The organism is Paraglaciecola polaris LMG 21857 (genome assembly GCF_000315055.1).
Lineage (GTDB): Bacteria > Pseudomonadota > Gammaproteobacteria > Enterobacterales > Alteromonadaceae > Paraglaciecola > Paraglaciecola polaris.
Map to the genome: position 1 here is coordinate 20,449 of NZ_BAER01000015.1, position 17,038 is coordinate 37,486.

General features: G+C 45.1%; 9 protein-coding genes and 1 riboswitch. Of the genes, 4 read left to right on the forward strand and 5 right to left on the reverse strand.

Annotated elements, in window-relative coordinates; genetic code table 11:
- Window positions 1-85: 85 nt before the first annotated feature.
- Window positions 86-1,498 (reverse strand): hypothetical protein, encoded by a 1,413-nt coding sequence (locus tag GPLA_RS01760; RefSeq protein ID WP_007103083.1) that lies wholly within the window; start codon window positions 1,496-1,498, stop codon window positions 86-88.
- Between the two features lie 150 nt (window positions 1,499-1,648).
- Window positions 1,649-2,926, reverse strand: coding sequence for an alkaline phosphatase family protein (locus GPLA_RS01765; protein ID WP_007103085.1), 1,278 nt, complete (start codon window positions 2,924-2,926; stop codon window positions 1,649-1,651).
- 467 nt (window positions 2,927-3,393) lie between these two features.
- On the opposite strand from GPLA_RS01765, the gene GPLA_RS01770 reads away from it, so the two are divergent.
- From GPLA_RS01770 to GPLA_RS01780, 3 genes are all read left to right on the forward strand, one after another.
- Window positions 3,394-5,004: a catalase gene (locus GPLA_RS01770; protein WP_007103087.1), complete on the forward strand. Its 1,611-nt coding sequence runs from the start codon at window positions 3,394-3,396 to the stop codon at window positions 5,002-5,004.
- A 112-nt stretch (window positions 5,005-5,116) separates the two neighbouring features.
- A complete protein-coding gene (locus tag GPLA_RS01775) occupies window positions 5,117-5,686 on the forward strand; it encodes an ankyrin repeat domain-containing protein (RefSeq protein ID WP_040513791.1) in 570 nt (189 codons plus the stop codon).
- Window positions 5,687-5,988: 302 nt separating this feature from the next.
- Window positions 5,989-7,452 carry a carbon starvation CstA family protein gene (locus GPLA_RS01780; protein WP_007103089.1) on the forward strand — a complete coding sequence of 488 codons (1,464 nt, stop codon included), beginning with the start codon at window positions 5,989-5,991 and terminating at the stop codon, window positions 7,450-7,452.
- Between the two features lie 523 nt (window positions 7,453-7,975).
- Here GPLA_RS01780 and GPLA_RS01785 read toward each other — a convergent pair.
- From GPLA_RS01785 to GPLA_RS01795, 3 genes are all read right to left on the reverse strand, one after another.
- Window positions 7,976-9,853, reverse strand: a complete 1,878-nt coding sequence (locus GPLA_RS01785) for a TonB-dependent receptor plug domain-containing protein (protein ID WP_007103091.1) — start codon at window positions 9,851-9,853, stop codon at window positions 7,976-7,978.
- A 172-nt stretch (window positions 9,854-10,025) separates the two neighbouring features.
- Window positions 10,026-10,205: riboswitch (cobalamin riboswitch) on the reverse strand.
- Window positions 10,206-10,603: 398 nt separating this feature from the next.
- Complete coding sequence (locus GPLA_RS01790) at window positions 10,604-11,587, reverse strand: hypothetical protein (protein WP_040513780.1); 984 nt, start codon at window positions 11,585-11,587, stop codon at window positions 10,604-10,606.
- Window positions 11,588-11,695: 108 nt separating this feature from the next.
- Complete coding sequence (locus GPLA_RS01795) at window positions 11,696-13,015, reverse strand: DsbA family protein (protein ID WP_007103094.1); 1,320 nt, start codon at window positions 13,013-13,015, stop codon at window positions 11,696-11,698.
- A 797-nt stretch (window positions 13,016-13,812) separates the two neighbouring features.
- On the opposite strand from GPLA_RS01795, the gene GPLA_RS01800 reads away from it, so the two are divergent.
- The gene (locus tag GPLA_RS01800) at window positions 13,813-17,004 is read left to right on the forward strand and encodes a glycosyl hydrolase (protein WP_007103096.1); all 3,192 of its coding nucleotides are present in this window, start codon (window positions 13,813-13,815) and stop codon (window positions 17,002-17,004) included.
- Window positions 17,005-17,038 lie beyond the last annotated feature (34 nt).

Here is a 17,038-nt window from a genome sequence, read left to right on the forward strand (position 1 = left end):
GAAAATATAACCTTGATCTGAAACAAGAAAAACCAAGACTGATGCAATCAATCAGCCTTGGTAACCTGGCTTTTTACGGCAGGGGTTAGCCTTTAAAGCCGAAAAATTTATTTTTCATTATTTCGTCTGCAACCCCTTCTGGCAGGGCATTTTCCCATTCGCCATGACCATTGATTAGTTGTTTTAACACATCCCGGGAGAAAATTTTGAACAGGTGATGGTCGCTGCAATCAATACCCTGAATAAAGTTATTTTCTAACAGATGTCGGTACAAGAAACGTAGGTGATCCGGGACTTTTACCGAGGTGAAATCATTTATCTCGCCGTCGCTATCAACCTCAGGGTAAACAAACAAACGGGTATTATCTGGGAATAGTTTACCGAAACCTTCTAAAATTCCCCCTTCAACACCACGATAAGACTCTTCATCAAATATTTGCTTGATGTTGATCATGCCAACAACTATGCCTATCTGTAACTTAGTGTACTGCCTGAAATAAGCGCGCAGAGAGAAATAACGAGTGTAATCAGACACCATCACGTTGTAGCCCAGGGAGTTGAGCAGTTGCACCCTGGCGATAATGTCTTTGGAAGGCATTTTTGCGTCATTGCCCCGGCTGTCATTTAGGGTAATCTCAGCAATGGCCATGGTGTTACTTGGCTCAACACCAGGTAGGCTGTTAAACGCCAACTGACCTTGCTCAATCATATCCACGTTCAGCTTAGTCACGGGTCTAAACGATCCTCGTATGGTGAGTACGTTCTTTTTGTAGAGCATCTCAGAAGGGACTGCCACACTACCGTCAGGCTTAAACATGATAGCCCGGGTTTTCCAGCTCCTAATCAGGTGAATATTCTTTTCGCGATTATCAACATCTTCAAAATAAGGCCCGTGGAATTCTATCGAGTCGATTTCAATGCGATTGGCTTTGATGTTATCCGTTAACGAGTCGATGATTTTTTTCGGATTTTCGAAGTAATAATATGCGGCGTAAATCAGGTTAACCCCTATCACGCCTAGGGCTTGTTGCTGGGCTTCAGCATTATCGTCGAGCATGCGTACGTGCACTGTGATATCTGACGGCTCAGCCCCAGGATACATTTGCACCCGTATGCCACACCAAGCATGACATTCGCTAACGCGGTTAAAGCTTTTCGCCGCAACCGTGGCAGCATAGGCAAAATAACGGGAAGACTTAGAGCGTGTCTCGCCTACACGGTCAAGCACCAGATCAAATTCTTGCTGTACCATGGCGTTTACCCGGGCTTTACTCACGTAGCGTCGGTCTTCTTGCACACCGTAAATGGCGTCGGAGAATTTCATATCATAGGCAGACATAGTTTTGGCGATCGTACCGGCTGCTGCGCCCGCTAAGAAAAACTGCCTCGCCACTTCTTGGCCTGCGCCAATTTCGACTATTGTTCCGTATTTTTTTTCATCAAGATTGAGGCGTAGTGCTTTGGCGCTGGTATTTCGCGAGCTGGTCTGTTTGTCCATGGTCTCTCCAAAAGAATGTATGGGATATACCAATGTGGTGATTGGTTTGTCTGTTACTTGGGCGCATTATACGCACTAAAACTGCCTGTTGCGCACAAGCAGCGGTCGTTTAATCGATTTTTCTGGGGTTTCCCGTCTTTTTTCGTTAGCCTAATTAGTGAGGCATTTTTGATTATCAGCACTTAGTAGCTGGCCTACGTGGTGAATATCACCGTCATTTTTCACTGGTTTAACATCCAGTGCACAGGCGACAAGATTATATACTTCAATATTGTCAAACGTCGGCACAGGTTTGTGCGTAGCAAAAGCTGGACCGTCGGCGATAAAGCTTGCAGCCATTTCCGGAGCTTGATTATCGTAGCCATGAGTCGCCGCTGAGCGACCACTGACAGCGATTGATTGAGGTTGACTACCATCTGCACTGGCGTAGACACTCCAACCCGGGTCGGCAAGAAGCATTAAATCAGGCCCGCGCTGGGGGTGATCAAAATGATAATTGGCCGGTAGTTCACCACGTCTAATGACACGTAAATGAGCAATCGGTTGTGTTGTTAAAGCTTCATATGCACGCTCTACGTGCGCTTTATCGCCATATAAGTTCAAATATGGCGCGTATACGGCATTCTTTTTTTTGTTCCAGTCTGGGATGGAAAACTGTGACCAATCTACCCAGGTATCGAGATTGATAATTCTTTTGTCACTCACATCTGCCATACCGTGATCGGACACCACCACTAAGTTGGTCTGTGGGCGTAAACCGAGTTGCTCGATACCTGCTACTAAGTCCGCTATGTGACGGTCAACATTGGCAATGGCCTGCATTTCTTGGGTGCTATTCACACCATAGTCATGGGCCGCGCTGTCAATGGCAGAAAAATACAAGGTGATTAAGTGTGGACGCAGGGCTTCCGGTAACGCTAACCACTTTAGTACTTCGGTTACTCGCTCCCCGTAGTCTTTATCCTGTTGAAAAGGTTTCCAATAGGTAGGGCGTACGCCATCAATCGCCACTTCAGACCCGACCCAAAAATAGGTCGCTGCTTTCACGCCTTGTTTTTCGGCAGTGATCCAAATCGGTTCGCCACCCCACCAGTACGGATCCTCAATGTCGGTTTTGCGTGAAAAACCACGGTTAAGCTCACGATCAAAGGGATAATTGGACGTGATCCCGTGATGCTCTGGGTTCAATCCCGTTGCCAAAGAATAGAAGTTAACGAAGGTTTTGCTTGGCATGGCGGGCCGCATACTTTTAGCATTAACCCCTTGTTGCCCAAGCTGATACAAATAAGGCATGACTTGTTGGGTTATGGTGGCAGGACGTAGGCCGTCGACCCCAATCATGATTACGTAAGGCTGGTGGGTTTTAGCCAGCACGATCCCATGCAGCCCAAAGGTTAATACAGCGACAATACAGCGAAAAAATGTCATAGCACTACTCAAAAATTAATATTTAACCTATTCAGGCGAATTTACGTTTGTGGATAAAACCTAGAAGAGTCGGTTTTTTACGCTGCTAACTATAACGAATATTTATGATGTTCAGTAGGCGGTTATGTGAATTTTAACCCTGTGGCGCTTTTTATCACCGAACTTGGATAGCGGATTGACTCCATTGCAATGTTTGCTAATCGTACGTTACCGTCTTTCATCGTAAAATTAGATTGTCTAAATCTGTTTTAATCATTTTATTGATATCACCTATCTCAGCATACTTCATTTCAGCCACAGGAAAGGCCGTTGAGAGCAGCATGTATGCCAGCTTACAACCCGTAACTATGATGGGCAGCACAAAGCGAAAATCCTATACGCTGCTCTGCATGTTGCACTGAAAACTAGATTGCGTCCCATACACATAAATTCGCTTGGGACACCTGAGACTCTATTGGATAACTAAAATGAAAATAAAAACTTCACTTCTTGTTGCTGCCACGCTTTTTAGCGTAGTAACTATGACGAGCGCAGATACCCTTACACGCCAAAACGGCGCGCCTGTGGGCGACAACCAAAACTCACAAACCGCGGGCCCTTGGGGACCCGTGTTACTGCAAGATAGCCATTTGATTGAAAAACTGGCGGCGTTTGACCGGGAACGTGTGCCAGAGCGAGTAGTGCATGCTCGAGGTACAGGTGTGCATGGTTATTATGAAAACTATGTCGACTTATCAGACATAACCGTGGCTGCGCCTTTTCAAGGCGAAGACAAAAAAACTGACGTGTTTGTGCGCTTTTCAGCGGTCATTCACGGTCACCAATCACCGGAAACATTGCGTGATCCACGTGGTTTCGCTGTTAAGTTTTATACTGAACAAGGTAACTGGGATTTAGTCGGTAACAACTTCCCTGTTTTCTTTATTCGCGACGCGATCAAATTTCCAGACATGGTGCACAGCTTGAAGCCGTCACCGGTCACCAATGCCCAAAGCGCTGCGCGTTTATTTGATTTCTTCTCACACGTACCTGAATCAACACACATGTTGACGCACTTGTTTTCAGATATGGGCACACCTAAAAGCTACTTAAACATGGATGGCTCAAGCGTTCACGCCTTCAAATTTGTAAATGACAAAGGCCAAGTAAAATATTTCAAATTGACCTGGAAAACCAAGCAAGGCCAACAGAACTTCACCGCTAAGGAAGCACAAGAAATGCAGGGGCGCGACTTTCAACCGTTAACGACTGATATTTATACCCGAATTGGGCAAAACGGTGAAACTGCATCATGGGATCTATATTTACAAACCATGGAGCCACAGCAATTAGATGATTTCGATTTCAATCCGTTAGATACCACTAAAATTTGGCCTGAGTCGCTTATTCCAGCCAAGAAAATAGGTAAGTTAACCTTGAACCGTGTACCAGATAACTTTTTTGAAGAAACCGAACAAGCGGCATTTGCACCAAGTAACTTGATCCCTGGTATCGAGCCGTCAGAAGACAGAATGTTACAAGGTCGTTTGTTCTCGTATGCAGATACCCAACGTTACAGAATTGGCGTTAACGCCTACCGTTTACCGATTAATGCACCGCGTAACGCAAGCATTAACAATCATGAACAACACGGTAAATTGCGTACCACTAATAGCTCACGTGATGTGAACTATCAGCCGAGCCGCCGCTTAGACCTAAACGACGACAATCAGTACAAATATGTGCAAACGCCTTTGGCGGGTACCACCCAGCAAGCACCGTTTTATAAGCAGCGTAACTTTGCACAAGCAGGAGAGAAGTTCCGTTCATTTAGCCAGGTTGAACAGCAGCACCTAATTGAGAATTTGGGCACCACATTAGCCGGAGTACCAGAAGAAGAAATTCGCGTCATCATCAGTGCTTATATGTACAACGCTGACAAAAACTATGGAACCGGTGTGGCAAAATTTGCCAGCGCACCTATTAGTAAAGTCAAAGCCACTGCTAAGCAGCTACTTGACGTACAAGCTGAACGTGAAAAGCACGCCAAAAAAGTCGCTGAAGGGTTCAGCCGAATTCGATACAACGCTGATTTATAAATACGATTTAACCAACAAGGCGCACATCTTTATGTGCGCCACATGATCCTGAGCTATGCCCTGTTAACGGGCTGTAAATTGGAGAAACACAGTGAAACTAATTAATCACTCAATGCTCAAAAGCTGGTTTATACTCACATTGTTGACTTTGTCATCGTTAACTAGCGCACAGTCATCGTTAACTAGTGAACAAAAAATTGATACTGATCGCTTACAGACTTTATATTTTGACGCCGCTCGCCAAGGCGACGTAATGACGCTGGGCGCATATTATGCTGCAGGACTTAGTCCAAACGTTGCCGATAAAAAAGGCTATACCGCGTTAATATTAACGGCCTACCACGGGCAAACCGACGCCGTTGAGTATTTACTCAATCAGGCGGGTACCAATGCGTGTCAGGAAGATGCTTCGGGTAACACTGCGTTAATGGGAGCCATATTCAAAGGCAACTTTGGTGCAATAAAAGCATTAATCAGTGCTGATTGTGATATCGACCAAACCAATGCTAACGGTCAAACCGCAGCTATGTTTGCTACTCTTTTTAACCGTACTGAAACCATTGATGCATTGACCAATGCAGGGGCTGATCTTAGCGCTAAAGATAGCTCAGGAAACAGCTTAATCGACATAGCATTAAGCCAAGGTAATTATGCACTTGCAGAAGAACTGGCGAAAAAATAGCTAGCGCAATAAGTCAGGCTGTTTCTCTGTAGCCCATAAGCGGTGTAGATTTTGTCGAAACTAGGTCATGCCAGTATAGGTTTTGACTAATAGTTGTACATTAATGCAGGTTAGTGACATTTTCTTTAATCAGTCGTTATCAATTAGCCGTATTTTCCATTTTTTGTTGTGTACTAGTTTGTTACTATCGCGCTCTTAAATTAACGTTCTGTTAATTAATTAAACATATTCATGGAATGAAAGGCGGGGTGCGTTTGTCGCGCTCTATTTTGCAACACCCCTGAACAGAGACTCGCGCCCTTATGCTGATCTTTTTTATCTGTATCACTATCTTGATCCTTGGCTATAAGTTTTATAGTCCCTTTGTTGAAAAACAAGCCGGGATCGACCCCACAGTTGCCACCCCACAATCTCGTTTCAGCGAAGGTGTGGACTATGTTCCTATTCATCCCGTGCGAGCTTTTTTAATTCAGTTTTTAAACATAGCCGGTGTCGGCCCTATCTTCGGCCCTATTTTAGGTGCCTTATATGGCCCTATCGCGTTAGTTTGGATTGTGCTGGGTAATGTTTTAGGCGGCGCCGTTCACGATTATTTTTCGGGTGTGATGAGTATTAAAGAAGACGGCAAGAGCTTGCCTGAAATCGCGGGGCATTATTACAACGTGGTTTTCAAAGGCTTCATGCTGATATTTACCGCCATGTTGCTGTTCTTCGTGGGTGTAGTATTTATCATGAGCCCGGCTGGGTTACTGAGTAATCTAGACTTTTTTAAAGACACTATTTTTGCTAATAACACCTTTTGGGTGCTGGTTATTCTGGGCTACTACTTTTTAGCCACCTTGTTGCCAATCGATAAAATCATTACCAAGTTTTATCCTATTTTTGGTTTATTGATGATCGTGATGACAACCATGATCGCCATTGCCTTGTTAATCGATGCGCCGCATTTGCCATTGACTGGGGATTTTATGGCCTACTTTGAGGCCGATCATGCCCATGATTTCCTTACACCCAATCCAGATGGTTTGCCCACTTGGCCATTATTGTTTGTCACCATTACCTGTGGAGCCATTAGTGGTTTTCACTCTACCCAAGCCCCTATTATCGCGCGTTGCTTAACCAATGAAAAATACGTGCGCCCAGTGTATTACGGTGCGATGGTGTGCGAAGGCATAGTGGCTTGTGTATGGGCGTTGGCGGGTATTGCTGCTTTCCCTGAAGGATACTCACAGCTCAAAGATATGCTAGACATCGGTGGTCCAGGGCTGGTGGTTAACCATGTGGCGAACAGCTATTTGGGCGTATTAGGCGGTATTATGGCGATTGTTGCTGTTGCGGTATTCCCTATTACGTCAGGTGATACAGCATTTCGCTCGTTACGTTTAACTGTTGTTGACGCATTTAATATTCCGCAAAGCGTTCGCAACCGCTTATTGCTTGCTGTGCCTATTTTGACTATCGCTTACTTTATGACAAAGCTCGACTTCACGGTCATTTGGCGTTACTTCGCGTTTTCAAACATGCTGTTATCGACCAGCGTGTTATGGCTAGCAACCAAGTACTTATTTGACCGAGGTACGTTCCATTGGATTGCCAGTATTCCAGCGGTGATCACAACGGGTGTCACCGTTTCATATATCATGACAGCGGCCATCGGTTTTAACTTATCGCCTGATTTAGGCAAGCCTATTGGTGCGGTCGTGGTGGCCATTGGTTTTATATTGTTGGCGCTAGCACACAACAAACACAAGCAAGCCGCTGCCTAGAGCTTAAGCGACTGTTGAAAATGCGTTAAGGTGCAATGTGGTATCAAAAAGCTAACCCGAAACGGTTAGCTTTTTTATGAGTGGAATGTAATCAGCTAACCGCGGGTTACCCAAAAAAGAGATGTGAATCTGACTTCATCCTATTTTTTGTGCGCAATAGGTGTTTTCTGGTCGGGTAGCACTTGAAAGTTTACCTAGGAAAATCACATCCGTACTTCGTTTCAGGTCGTAGTAAACATAATGCATGTCTGGGATTTGATAAGTATTAGGTGTTATTTCACCTGATGTCATACCCACAGCAGGGGGATTAAATAGGTTCTGCATGCTAGACAGGAGCACATCTTTAAATTTATCCCATGGCGTGTTGCCGTAAATAGCGGGAATAATTAACAGCTTCTTTTACAAAGCATCTCAATGGTATGGATTTGAACGGCCTTGTGGTTAGTTATGGGCACAAAAAAGGGATGCGAAGCATCCCTAGGGGCAAAGTTAAGGTTTAAGCGTAACGCTTAAACCTTACCCCTTAAAACTGATATTGCACGCCCACATAAGCTGCGGCACCTGAGGTGTTATAGGCTGCTATGTCTTGGTAGTTTGCATCGAAAGCGTTTTCGATACGGGCACTTAGGCTTAGGTCTTGATTCACCGCATAACGTGCGCTGACATCAAAAACTTCGTAACCTTTAAGCTGAATACCGTCTACGGCATCATGCAATGAACGTAATGTCGCGGCTAGTTTCCATGCGTCATTGTCGTAATACAAACTAACACTGCCGGCATTGCGCGGGCGGCGGCGACGTTGATCACCTGCTGTGTCTTCGGTGTCGTTATACGTGTAATTAGCGGTGACACCGACTGTGTCAGATATAACAAGATCGGCGATTAACTCGATACCTTTTGAGCTGCTTTCCCCTAAGTCTTGTAAGTAACCAGAGAAGGCGGCTAAATCAAAATAAATACTGTCTTGAATTTTCTGATCGAAATAGGTCGCTTCAAATTGTGAGCCAGACGCTAAGGTGTAGGTTAGGCCCACTTCAAATCCTTTCGTTGTTTCTTCTTTAAGCGCGGTTTCAGAGGCTGGAGCATTAGAGAAAGGGCCTGTGTTGTAAGCAATTTCACTTAAACTCGGTGCTCTAAAACCAGTACCGTAAGCACCTCGAAGTTTTAATTCGTTATCACCAACGGCCCATATATAGGCACTGCTTAAACGATAACTGGTATGCTCACCAAAATCTTCATTGTCGTCATGGCGAACACCAGCAGTCACAAAGAGGTTACTTATCACTTCACTTTGGTATTCAAGGTAGTAGCCACGCTGAGTGCGGCTATCATCATCACTGGTGATTTTTTCTTGTTTCCAGTCGATGCCGTAGACTAAGTTGGCATTTTGATTTAACTCTGTAGTGCCAAGGTATTCAGCACGTTCAACGGTACCTTTGGTATCAAAGCTAGATAGGCCCTCGGTGATAAACTCCCGCTCAATGAAGCTTTTAGCGAGTGAAAATTGATGTTCTGAAGTGTTTGTGGAGTAGTTAGCGCTTACGCGTAAATCTGTTTGGTCAAACTTATTTTCACAATCATTTGTAGAGCCCGATGCACCAAAACACGAATCATATTCACCTTCGGCATTGGTGTTTCGTGCAACAAAATTTAGCTTTACCTGTTCATTTACTTGATAACCTAGGCGAGTGTGTAATGTAGTGTTGTCGTATCCGTCATCATCTTGGTTTTCAAGCGTGTTTACGCGAGAATTAAAGCCATCTGTTGAGAAGTCGGAAGCCGCTACATAGTAGTCAAATTTGTCACTCGAGCCCCCTACATCTGCGGCTAAGTTGGTCGCGTTGTAACGGCCATATTCGGCGGATACTTGACCTGAAGGTTCGCCCACGCCATTAGCGGTTTCGATATTGATCACGCCGCCAGCATCAGCACCATAAACTAAACCTTGGCTACCACGGAGTATTTCAACGCGGTTGATGTTGCTACTTTGTATTTGACCAAAGTTAGGGCCGACTTGTGTACCTGTTGGGTCTGACACCTCGACGCCATCGATACGAACTTGGGTGCGGTAGCCTTCTTCGCCACGAATTCGCAGGCTGGTTGTTGAACCCGCGCTACCATTGCTTGTAACAGTGATCGAGGGCTGAGTACGAAGTACATCCGCTAAATTTGCATAACCACGGGTTTCAATATCATCGCGAGTTAAAACTGATACAGAAGTCGCGATTTCGCGAATAGGCATGGCCACGCGGCTTGAAACAACAACCATGCGTTCAAGGTTGCTGTCGGGTTTGCTAGCAACATCTGTTGAACTTGCTGGCTGTACATCAGTGGTTTGTGCGATAGCTGGGCTTGCAGCCAAGGCAAAAGAGATGGCGATAGCCATTGGACGGTGCTGCATGTGTGTTCCTCAATCTGAAAAAGTAAACGATCGAAGGAGGGGTAAAATGCGTGAATTATAATAATCTTGCAGCTATTTACAGCGAACTCTCATTAAGAAGAGTGTGAATGTATAAAAAAGTCAGCAAGTTAATTTGATAGGTGCATTCTAATGAAGCCCTCCGCTTCATTCGTAAATAACTATTTCGTAGGCCGGTGTCGGGCTGGCATCTCTGAGTATGCGTACCGTTGCGGGGGCAGCGATGGATTAACCCAGACAAGCCGTGTTTTGTCTGGTGACACCATACTTCCCGTTTACCCTGTTCAGTTGAAATGGCTCACAACTAACAGGCACCTAGAATAGCGGCGCAGACATTACAAACACTTGCCGGTAAAGTCAACGTATTAGACGATTAAAGCATTCGATCTTGCTGTTAAATATCAAAAGGGAATAAATAAACCTATCGGCTGATTTTTTAAAAGCAAAGGCGGTGGGATATATGTGCTGCTCATCTTGAATGCCCTGCAAAAATAATATAATGACACCCATAATAAAAATTGAATCAAAAACATACCAGATTCAAGATGAAGGACCCACCTTTACTATTCCGTTCGCTAAGATAGAGACCGAACGGCATTTAATGTTCTTATCTATTTCATTTTGAGTCTTGTGGGGGTGTTAAATGAATGACTGGAAGGGCTCACACACATTAAGAATCATCGAAAATGTACGTCGATATAGGAATTTTTTACAATAGGTTTTTAGTGAAAATTACGCGCGCTTGAGTAACACCTTTGCCTTACCCATTCCCCTAATACGTTGATGGTGCGTATGGCGTTTAAACACATTCATCATCAGTTCTGCACCAGCGGCACAATAAAAGTGTTTTTCGAACTCAGTGGTTAAGGTCAGCCATTGCGCTGAATTTAAGCCTAATCGATCTAGAATGGTGCTTTGGCAGTTATCGATATTTCCGACTTTGTCGTTAAGAATACAACGGCCTGTGGTTTGTACTAACTCGCAATAGTCTTCTAGCGAATAGACAATACCCTTAGGCATATTTTGTTTAAAATTACCCACAAAAGGCATTAAATTTTTTGGTTGTACTTGATTGTTTTTGATTGCGTGAACGCGTTTTTTAATACTGGTATGTTTTGATGTTTCTGGTGTTTTTTCAACTTTTGCTCGAATGGGGTTCAAGTCGACATAGACCATACACGCGATCAACGCACTTTCGTCTAACAATGCTTGGGATTTAAAACGTCCTTCCCAGAATCGACCTGTGCAGCCGTCCTCTTTATTTGCTTCTCTTGCAATATATTCATTGGTTTCACGCATGAACCAACTGATGTCATACAAACGTTTGCGGTACTGCTCAACCGTTTCATCAAAGGTAACTAGTTCGCCAGCGGTGAGTCTATCGCCGGCCACGTATTTTTGGGTTAGCAATGACCCCTTATGTAACTTTAGGTAGCGGCGCAATACCTCCGTGGTAGGTAAACTTTCAGCTAACGCTTTGTCTACATGCAGCACTACATGAGTATGATTAGCCATTACTGCATAAGCACAAATATCTATCGTAAAGGCTGTGGATAGGAAGAGTAACCGCTTTTCTACCCATTCTCGGCGATGTTCGTAACTTTGGCCGGAATATTTATCAACACCACATAAGAATGAACGGCGGACGCACCGTGAAATACAGTGATAGTAGGGAGTATCAATTAAGCTGACTTGGCTTTTTCTAGGTTGAGGCATAACGCATATACCCGATTATAAATAAAACACCTTACAAGCTTAGGACAGATTAGAAAATGAGGTGAATTTTATCATGGGTGTCCTGATTAGAAAATTTTTAAAGGTTTGTTAGGCTTTTTTCTTTGATAGTATGGCTTGCTCGATGACCCAAAGACGATCTTGGCCCCAGGTCACCGTGTCTTGATAATGAAAACAGGGGACCCCCCATAAGCCCAGATTGTTGAGTTCATTCATGTTGTCTTCAACTTCTTGGCGCCAAGGTTGGACTGGGTTGTTTAGTTCTCTTTTTGCTTCATGCCAATTCAAACCGCTGCGCTGAACAATGACTTGCATGCCATTTTCATTGTCAGCTAATAATCCTTGGCTGTTAACGGCTCTAGCAAACTCCAGAAGGTAAGAAATTTCTTTGCCTTGGGATTTAGCCAGTGCGAACAAGGCGTAGCAATTTTCGACAGCTTTACCGAGGGGATCCGCAACAAAACCATAATCAATACCATGCTTTTTAGCTTCACGCTTTGTATCGTGAAATATATACATCTTCTTTGTTTGCGGAACGTTCATACCGCGCATCATCATGGGTAAAACGGGTTTGACGATAAGTGGGCAGCCATAGTGGTTGCATAGTTTAACCGCCAGCTCCAAACCCAAATAGGAATAGGGGCTACGAGCCGAAAAATATAGAGTGACAGGATGAGCCGCGGTTTCTGGTGTCGCTGGATGTGTCAATAAATGCTTGGTTTGACGGTCATACTTTACTTGGCCGCCTGCTGATGAGGCCAGCAGGAGATTTAAGCGACTTTCAAGGTGATCTAGCCTATCGATGGCCCAATACCATTCCCCTGCATATTTGATAGTGGCAGGAAGATAGTGCCCTTGTTTTACTTGGTATTCTTGGTTTTGAATGAGCATTTTGCAGCTAGCCAGCGGCATTAGCTCGGTTTCGGCTGTTTTTTGTGCCACTAATTCACTGGGGACGTTCTGCCAATATTGGGCAAAGATAGCCAGCATATCTGTCACAGAAAGGGCACATTTTTCCACATGCAGCATGGCGGCCCAGTAGGCGTCGAGAGCATTGTCATTTTTGCCTGCAAAATTGTCTAATTCAGGGAACGAGAGGGCATACAATTTGGCTAGCCGTGCACAATCAATTAGGCTGTTTTGTTGCCACTTCGCTAAATCGGGGAACATGTCTGTTTGTTTATCGCGCACTGTGTATAAGCGCACCTGGAGCCCATAGCGCTGCTGTATTTCGGGGATAACTTGCAACAAGAGATAGCTGTACGGATCGGTGATGCAAACGAACACTTCTAGGGTATGTTCTTTTGAGGTAATAGAACGCTTTCCTTCGTGGTACAGGCGTTTGGTGCTTAGCACTGTGTCACTGGAAATTGCCTTGGTCATGTAACGCATGATGTGTTGTTTTAACATTGGGCTTCCTCAATTATTTTTATCGTTATTGTATCGATAGCGTCCACATATTCTGCCGTTTTTAACATCGCAGCGATAACTTCTTTTTTAGATTGATGCCGATGGCACATCGGCATCTTTTACAAGGCACTCATGCATTAAGGCCAAGAGAATCGGTCACATCAACTCAGTATTATTGGTCATTTTTGTGAGTATTCGCGTCTTGCTGATGAAGAGAGCCGTTATGTAAACGTTATCTAGACACCCATAACATTCAATGCAAAAGTGGAGGCTATAATAGGCATTACTTTGAGCGCGGCGCTACACAAATTGACTGGTACTTATTAAAAGCCGCTCGCTGCTATCCCTGGTGAGCAGCCCTTCGATTATCTGTGCAATACGGGGTATTTAGCATGCCAATACCGCAATAGGCACAACACCTTGCCTGATTGATCCAGCACTTTGCTTGGTAAATTTTCATCAATTAATTTATTTGCACATAGATATACCCACAACGCTATGGGAAAGCGCTTCCATATTGGGCATTGATTTAATGTTGTTCTTTTGATGGTTAAAAAAACGTTAAAAAAGGTTGTTTTTATGTTTAATTAACATTAGATTAACCAATAATATGAAACCGGTTCACTTTGCGCACTATGTGATTCCGGTTTTTTTAGAGAAATAAAATGAACCGGTTCATTTTTGTTTGATGCGCAATTACCTAGTCAGGAAACATGCTTAACACACGGCATAGACGCAGTCGGTAATTCCTTTAATAGAACGAATAAATAAAAAGCAAAATTGAGGTAAGAGTCCTTATGTTTAATCAAACTAATTCATTATCACGTTGCGTATTGGGCGTATCCGTCGCCCTTGGGTTAAGTGGTTGCTTAGGAGGCGAAAGCCTAAATACGGAATCGGCAACGTATGTACCTGAGTCGCGTCCACTTAACGTTATTGCCCCGAGCGATATGGAAGTTAAGCCGGGTGATGATGTCACGCTTTCAGGCCGGTTAGTGGGCACCACTGATGGACAAACCATTGTTTGGAGTCAAGTCAGAGGCACAGCAGTCACCATTACTGACCCAACCGTTGCAACGTTAACTTTTTCAATCCCGGATTCCATTCGCTCAGACAAGCTGGTTTTTCAAATTAGTGCGTTAAACGCCGATGGTAGTGCCGCGACCGATGAGTCTGGCGCTGCGATTGTGGACACAGTTGAAATTACCGTGTTCGATCCAGATTCTGTGATTACCTTGGACGTAAGTGCAGACAGCGCTACCTTAAATGGCGCGACCCTGGTTGTTGAGGGCGATGATATGTTCGTCGCGGGTGCGAACAACAATACCCATACAGCAGATATCAATCCAGGTATGTCGGTGACTTTCAATATCGACGACCAAGTCGGCTTTTATACCTTAAATGTGCGTTATTTGATCCCCACCGACTACGGCGGAAAAATGGCTGCCGCTATCGTAAACGGCGTGACCTACGATTTTGAATTCAGTGCTACGGGCCAGTGGAAAGAGCTGCGCATTGGGGTAGTTAAACTAGCTGAAGGCAACAACACCATCGAAATAGGCGGTGGTTGGAATTACTACCGTATCGACGGCATTTCACTTATTCCTGCAGCGGCTCCGGCGGAGCCTTTAGCGGTCGCACCGACCTTAGTCAATGCCAATGCCAGTGACGAAGCGCTAGCGCTAATGACCTTGTTAACAGAGCACTATGCTAAGGCGACTTTGTCTGGGCAAACTGAGTTCCCGCGTAAAGTTGACGATGATTTTCCGCTTACTGAAACCAATAAGATAGTTCAAGCCACAGGTGACGATGCCCCAGCTATCGTGGCGTTCGATTTCATGAACTATTCCGCTTCGTATGCCGGTGTTGATGGCAGCGCTGACGGCTTAACTGAGGCTATGTTAGCAGCGCACAACAGTCGAAATGTTATCTTGTCTGGGTTATTTCATTGGCGAGCGCCTAGCGGTAATACGGGCACAGGGGATGGCAGCTTCTATACCGACAGTACGACTTTTGATTTTGCCGCCGCCTTAGCGGATACAGATAGTAGCGAGTATGCCGCATTATTAGCCGATATCGACACAGTCGCCACTGAGCTTAAAAAGCTTGCTGATGCTGGGGTGCCAGTACTTTGGCGGCCATTGCATGAAGCCGAAGGTGGCTGGTTTTGGTGGGGCGCACAAGGTGCAACTGAATATAAAAAATTATGGACATTGATGTACCAACGTATGACCGATGTGCATGGTTTAAATAACCTTATTTGGGTGTTTACCCACACGGATGGGCTATCAGAAGATTGGTACCCAGGGGATGAGTACGTCGATATTGTTGGGTTTGACGGTTACGGCGAGCCAAAGAATGACGACACGTTAACGTTCACTAGTCAGTATTCCACGCTTAAAGGGCGATACGACGGCAAGAAGCTGGTGGCATTAACAGAAACGGGCACCATTCCTGACGTGTCCTTGATGCACGAGCAAAATGCTTGGTGGTCATTTTTCATTACTTGGAATTCTGAAAGCTGGAACAGTGACTCAATCATAGGCCCACAAGGTGCGGATGCCGCAGAAATTGATGCTAACTACGCCTACGACGGCCTGATCAATTTAGCTGATTTACCTGGTGGGCGCGAAAAAATCAGTGGCACATTTGCCAACTTTGAAGCGGATGTATACGGCTGGGAAGCACAGTTAAACTGGGCACCCACTGATGGCATTAAAACCAGTACGGCATGGGCTGCTAGCGGACAAAACGCGCTTTCACTGACTAAGGATATGACCCAAGCTAGTGCCTTGGACAATGTCGTATTTCAAACCTACCCAACAAATGGCCTAGATGTAACCGGCATTAGTGCATTAACTATCAAAGTGAATGCCCTTAACGCGGGGACAAACGTTAACGCACATATCTTTTTTAAAGCCCCGGATGGCGTTGAAAGCTGGCCTGATGCCGTGGCAGTCGCTGCTGGTGGCACTGAGCTAACGATTGACACATCAGAGATCGATTTGATTACAGGTTTAGGTGTGCGCTTTCAAGGATTAGACGGCACCGCGACTGAGGCCCAGTACCTTATTGATGATATACGCCTCGATGGTCGCAGTATTTATGATTTTGAGCCTGAGTCCATGGGCTGGGCGGCGCAGGTGAATTGGAGTAATACGTCAGGTATTACCTTGTCTCGGGATTGGGCAGATGACGGCGCACAATCCTTGGTCTTTGTAAAAGATTTAGCCTCTTTGGGGGCGTCCGAAAATATCGTTATGCAAACGTATCCTCAAGGCGGCATCAATGTGGATGGGAACTCAACGCTGACGATGTATGCGTATACGCAAGATTCGGGGGTGGCTACCGATGCGCATATTTTCTTTAAAGCACCGGATGGTGTTGAAAGCTGGCCTGACGCAGTAGCGGTGGGCGAAGATGGGGTTGAACTCACAATTGATGTGTCCGAAATAAACCGTATCGATGGCTTAGGTGTGCGTTTTAACTCGGTTGATAGCAGTGCAAGTGAAGCCAAATTTTATATTGATAATATTCAGGTGGACGGTGCCACAATCGCCAGCTTTGAGGACACTCAAGGCTTTGAATTACAAGTCAACTGGGCGCCGGTATCTGGTTTACAGCGTTCGACTGAGTGGATGGCGAGTGGTGATTACTCCTTGGCTGGTGTGGTGTCAATTTCCACTGGCGATGAGGTGGTCATGCAGGCGTATCCCGAAGGTGGCTTGCTGCTTGGCGATGATGTCAGCACATTAACCCTCACTGCGTATGTGCAAAATGCCAGTAGCACGGTGACGGCTAAGTTATGGGCGAAAGATAAAGATGGCGCATGGCGAGATGCAGGTGCGGTGCCCATGACTGCCCAAGGTGTGCAACTGAGTTTGGAGATTGCCGATTTGACTGAAATTCAGGGATTTGGCGTGCAGTTTCAAGGATTAAGCGAAACTGACGGGCCGTTCTTTATCGATGATGTCGCGTTTAACGAGTAAGCACGAATACCGCTGACGGATCGGCTTCCGTAGC

Bases quoted from the DNA above. Each gene is read 5' to 3' on its own strand.
- GPLA_RS01760 (WP_007103083.1), bottom strand. From the start codon at position 1,498: ATGGACAAACAGACCAGCTCGCGAAATACCAGCGCCAAAGCACTACGC.
- GPLA_RS01765 (WP_007103085.1), bottom strand. From the start codon at position 2,926: ATGACATTTTTTCGCTGTATTGTCGCTGTATTAACCTTTGGGCTGCAT.
- GPLA_RS01770 (WP_007103087.1), top strand. From the start codon at position 3,394: ATGAAAATAAAAACTTCACTTCTTGTTGCTGCCACGCTTTTTAGCGTA.
- GPLA_RS01775 (WP_040513791.1), top strand. From the start codon at position 5,117: ATGCTCAAAAGCTGGTTTATACTCACATTGTTGACTTTGTCATCGTTA.
- GPLA_RS01780 (WP_007103089.1), top strand. From the start codon at position 5,989: ATGCTGATCTTTTTTATCTGTATCACTATCTTGATCCTTGGCTATAAG.
- GPLA_RS01785 (WP_007103091.1), bottom strand. From the start codon at position 9,853: ATGCAGCACCGTCCAATGGCTATCGCCATCTCTTTTGCCTTGGCTGCA.
- GPLA_RS01790 (WP_040513780.1), bottom strand. From the start codon at position 11,587: ATGCCTCAACCTAGAAAAAGCCAAGTCAGCTTAATTGATACTCCCTAC.
- GPLA_RS01795 (WP_007103094.1), bottom strand. From the start codon at position 13,015: ATGTTAAAACAACACATCATGCGTTACATGACCAAGGCAATTTCCAGT.
- GPLA_RS01800 (WP_007103096.1), top strand. From the start codon at position 13,813: ATGTTTAATCAAACTAATTCATTATCACGTTGCGTATTGGGCGTATCC.